Genomic DNA, 4,549 nt, shown 5'->3' on the forward strand with positions numbered 1-4,549 from the left:
GTTTAAATAAGAAATTTTCGCCGCAATTTGTGGAAAAAATAATCTGAAATCTTTTTTCGCGAGGTATTTTTGTGCGAAACGATGCGGGCGGCAGCCTAGGCCGCCCGCATCGGGCATCAGACGGCGTCCTTGCTGGCTACCTTCAGCGCGAAGGCGTATTCGAAGGCTATTTCCTCCAGCCGCTGGAAGCGGCCCGACTTGCCACCATGGCCTGCCGCCATGTTGGTCTTGAGCAGGACCGGCGCTTCACCCGTGGTCTTTTCGCGCAGCTTGGCCACCCATTTGGTCGGCTCCCAATAGGTCACACGCGGATCGGTGAGGCCGGAAAGCGCCAGAATCGGCGGGTAAGGCTTCGCACCGACATTGTCATAGGGGCTGTAGGCGGCGATCCAGCCATATTCCTCTGCCGATTCCAGCGGATTGCCCCATTCCGGCCATTCCGGCGGCGTCAGCGGCAGCGTGTCGTCCAGCATCGTTGTCAGCACGTCCACGAAGGGAACGGCGGCGATGATGCCGGCAAACTTCTCCGGCGCCATGTTGGCGACGGCGCCCATCAACATGCCGCCGGCAGAACCACCTTCGGCGATGATGCGCTCGTAAGACGTGAAGCCTTCCTGAACGAGATGATCGGCAGCGGCAATGAAGTCTTTGAAGGTGTTCTGCTTGTGCTCCATCTTGCCGGTTTCGTACCACTCGAAACCCTTGTCCTTGCCGCCGCGAATATGGGCGATGGCATAGATGAAACCACGGTCCGCCAGAGACAGCGTCGTGGTGGAGAAGGAAGCGGGAATGGTGATGCCGTAAGCGCCGTAGCCATAGAGCAGGCAGGGAGCGGAACCGTCGAGCGCCACGTCCTTGCGGTAAAGCAGGGAGACCGGCACCAGCTCACCATCATGCGCAGGGGCCATGATGCGGCGGGTGATGTAATCATCAGGATTGTGGCCCGAGGGCACTTCCTGCGTCTTCAGAAGCGTGCGTTCGCGCGTCACCATGTCGTAATCAAACAGCTGGCTCGGCGTCGTCATCGAGGAATAGGAGAAACGGATGACGTCGGTGTCATATTCCGCCGCGCCATGCAGGCCGAGCGAATAGGCCTCCTCGGCAAAAGCGATGGAATGTTCCTCGCCGGTGCGGCGGTCGCGGATGACGATGCGCGGCAGGCCGTCACGGCGCTCCAGCCATATCAGATGGCGGGCATAGGCATCGACGGAGAGGATCAGCCGGCCCGGCTCATGCGGCACCACCTCTTTCCAGTTTTCCTTGCCGGGCGCCGTGACCGGGGCTTCCACAATGCGGAAATCCTTGGCATCGCCGTCATTGGTGAGGATGAAGAAGACATCGCCGCCTTCGCACATCGAATATTCGATGCCCTCTTCGCGTTCCGCCACGATGGCCGGTTCGGCGGTCAGGTCTTTCGTGGAGAGAATGCGATATTCGCTGGTCTCATGATCGTGAATGTCGATGAAGATGAAATCATCGAGAACGGACGCACCGACACCCACGAAGAAACCGGGATCCTTCTCCTCATAGACCAGCCGGTCGGCCGATTGCGGCTCACCGATAATATGGTGGAAGACCTTGGAAGGGCGGTGGTTCTCGTCCTGCAGCGTATAGAAGAAGCTCTTGCCATCGGGCGCCCATGCGCCGCCGCCGCCGGTGTTTTCGACGATATCGGCAAGGTCCTCGCCGGTTTCGAGGTTACGGATGCGCAGGGTGAAATATTCCGAGCCCTTGTCGTCATAACCCCAGATGCCGTGTGTGTGATCGGAAGACTGGTCGAGACCGGCAAGACGGAAATAATCCTTGCCCTCGGCTTCTTTGTCGCCGTTCAAAAGCACCTGTTTCTCACCGCCGCCGCGCGGGGTGCGGAAATAATGCGGCTGCTCGCCGCCGGTCACGAAAAGCGTGCCATAGGCATAAGGCCCGTCATTGACCGGCACGGAGGAATCGTCCTGCTTGATGCGGCCCTTCATCTCCTCGAAAAGCTTCTCCTGAAGCGCCTTGGTGTCGCCCATGGCCGCTTCCATATAGGCGTTTTCCGCCTCCAGATGGGCGCGGATCGCCGGGTCGAGAATGGAGGTGTCCTTGAACATGGCCTGCCAGTTATCGGCCCGGAACCATGCGTAATCGTCGGTGCGGGTAATGCCGTGATGCGTATCCTGAACGGGCCGTTTTTCGGCGGTCGGGGCGGCGGGCAGGTTTTTGAAAATCGGCAATGGAAACTCGCTTTCCTGTAAAAATTCTTGAGCGGCACCAAGATGTAGAGCGGGGCTTGCGGCCGATCAAGTTTCAAATCTCCACAGGCGGAATGGCGTTCGGGCACAATTTCGTCAGCTTTCGATCACATTTTGGCAATATCCGGCAAATCAGCGATGATGCGTGCCGCCCGCTGGCACGCCATCCATCGTCAAGAACAAACGAAAAAACTGACAGGACCCCATGCGAAAGCTTCTTCCCGCTGCCCTTTCTGCCTTTTTCCTTGGCTTGCAGACCCTTACCCCCGCTTTTGCGATTGATGCCAGCGTCATGCGGCAGTTGAACGCGCTTGCTCCCGAGGAGCGTCTGGAGCAGCGTTGCGACATTGAGGCGATGGAGCGGATAGCAACCGAGCAGAAGGGCATGAAGCCGGACAAGGTGATCGCCTATACGTTCGGTGATCCGGAAGTGGGAAAAAACTCCATCAAGGCGCCGGGCGCGGTCTTCAGAAGTTCGGGCGAATGGTACAAGCTCAGATACAAGTGTCAGCTGAAGAGCGATAGTCTCAGCATCCAGTCCTTCGACTACCGTGTGGGCGACAAAATTCCCGAGGAGCAGTGGAAGAAGTTGTATCTTTATGACTGATCACGGAATTTTTCGGTTTCGAACCGGCGTTTAGCCGCCGCTTTGTTGCCCCGTCGCAACCGGCTCTGTAACCCTGACATCTGATCGAAGTGAGGGGCACAGACATGGCGAGACGATTCAAGGGACTTTCTGCTTTTCCGATAACGCCGGCAGATGAGGCAGGGCGGGTCGATGTTGAAGCCTTCTCCGCCCTGATCGAGCGGCTGGATGTCGCGGCAGTTGATTCGGTCGGCATTCTCGGCAGCACCGGCATCTATATGTATCTCACCCGCGAGGAGAGACGCCGCGCCATCGAAGCGGCGGCCACCGTCCTCAAGGGCAGGCGCACACTGATGGCCGGCGTCGGGGCGTTGCGCACCGATGAAGCCGTGGCGCTGGCAAAGGATGCGGAAGCGGCCGGTGCCGATGCGCTGCTGCTCGCGCCGGTCTCCTACACGCCGCTGACGCAGGAAGAGGCCTATCACCATTTCGCCGCCGTGGCGGGTGCGACGGCCCTGCCGCTCGCCATCTATAATAACCCGACGACCACCCGCTTTACCTTCAGCGACGAACTTCTGGTGCGGCTCGCCTATATTCCCAATATCCGCGCCATCAAGATGCCGCTGCCCGCTGATTCCGATTATGCCAACGAGCTTGCGCGGCTCAGGCCCAAACTGTCGGAGGATTTCGCCATCGGCTATAGCGGTGACTGGGGCTGCGCCGAGGCCACACTCGCCGGCGGTGACACCTGGTACAGTGTTATTGGCGGCCTGCTGCCGGTTCCGGCGCTGCAATTGATGCGGGCGGCACAGACCGGCAATGCGGAGGAGGCAAAAAGGCTCGATGCGGTCTTCCAGCCGCTCTGGGCGCTATTCAGGGAATTCGGCAGCATCCGGGTTGTGTATGCCGCCGCCAATATCCTGTCGCTGACGGTCAGCGAACCGCCCCGACCGATCCTGCCGCTTACGAGTGCGGAACGCCAGCGGGTGGAAGAGGCGCTGGAGGCGCTCTCCGCGCTGGAAACCGCGCCATAATTCGGGCGCTTTGCGGGCGGATTGCCACACACCATGACTGCATGACATTGCGGAACCAGAAATGATACGTCGTCTCCTCCTCGCTGCCCTGTTTGCCTCTGCCGCCGCGACCGCCTTTGCGGCGAACGGCCTTGTCGAGCCGTCGCTGAAAATGTCGCCGCAGCATGATGGCAAGGTGCGGGTGGCGATGACGCTCGACGCCTGCATGGGCAAGACCGACCACCGCATTCTCGATACGCTCGTTCGCGAACGTATTCCCGCAACAATCTTCGTGACCGCCCGCTGGCTGAAGCATAACAGCGAGGCACTCGCGGTGCTGATGGCAAATCCCGACCTGTTCGAGATCGAAAACCACGGCGAAAACCATGTGCCGGCGGTGGACAAGCCCGTTTCGATTTACGGCATCGCTGCTGCGGGATCGGAAGCTGCGGTCGTGCAGGAAGTGGAAGGCGGTCGTCAGGCCATCGTCGCTGCCACAGGCATCCAGCCGCAATGGTTTCGGGGTGCGACGGCCAAATATACAAGCTCGTCCATGGCCACCATCAACCGGCTCGGCATGCGCGTGGCGGGCTACTCCGTCAATGGCGATGGCGGCTCGCTGCTGGGCGCTGCCGCGACGGCCAAACATATCGCTGCGGCGAAGAATGGCGATGTCATCATCTCCCACATCAATCAGCCCACCCACGAGGCGGGCG

At 60.0% G+C, this 4,549-nt stretch carries 4 protein-coding genes; 3 read left to right on the top strand and 1 reads right to left on the bottom strand.

The annotated features are described in order from the left end of the window. Window positions 1-116: 116 nt before the first annotated feature. The gene (locus DOU54_RS18340) at window positions 117-2,216 is read right to left on the bottom strand and encodes a S9 family peptidase (protein WP_113382176.1); all 2,100 of its coding nucleotides are present in this window, start codon (window positions 2,214-2,216) and stop codon (window positions 117-119) included. A gap of 223 nt (window positions 2,217-2,439) precedes the next feature. Here DOU54_RS18340 and DOU54_RS18345 point away from each other — a divergent pair, with 223 nt between their 5' ends. The 3 genes from DOU54_RS18345 to DOU54_RS18355 all read left to right on the top strand — a co-directional run. Then, window positions 2,440-2,841, top strand: coding sequence for a DUF930 domain-containing protein (locus DOU54_RS18345; protein WP_004440606.1), 402 nt, complete (start codon window positions 2,440-2,442; stop codon window positions 2,839-2,841). A gap of 104 nt (window positions 2,842-2,945) precedes the next feature. After that, on the top strand, window positions 2,946-3,854 hold the full coding sequence (locus DOU54_RS18350; protein WP_113382175.1) for a dihydrodipicolinate synthase family protein: 909 nt from the start codon (window positions 2,946-2,948) through the stop codon (window positions 3,852-3,854). 61 nt (window positions 3,855-3,915) lie between these two features. After that, the coding region (locus DOU54_RS18355; protein ID WP_113731714.1) for a polysaccharide deacetylase family protein at window positions 3,916-4,549 on the top strand (634 nt) is incomplete at its 3' end.

The sequence above is a fragment of the Agrobacterium sp. MS2 genome, assembly GCF_003261015.1.
Classification (GTDB): Bacteria; Pseudomonadota; Alphaproteobacteria; order Rhizobiales; family Rhizobiaceae; genus Agrobacterium; species Agrobacterium pusense.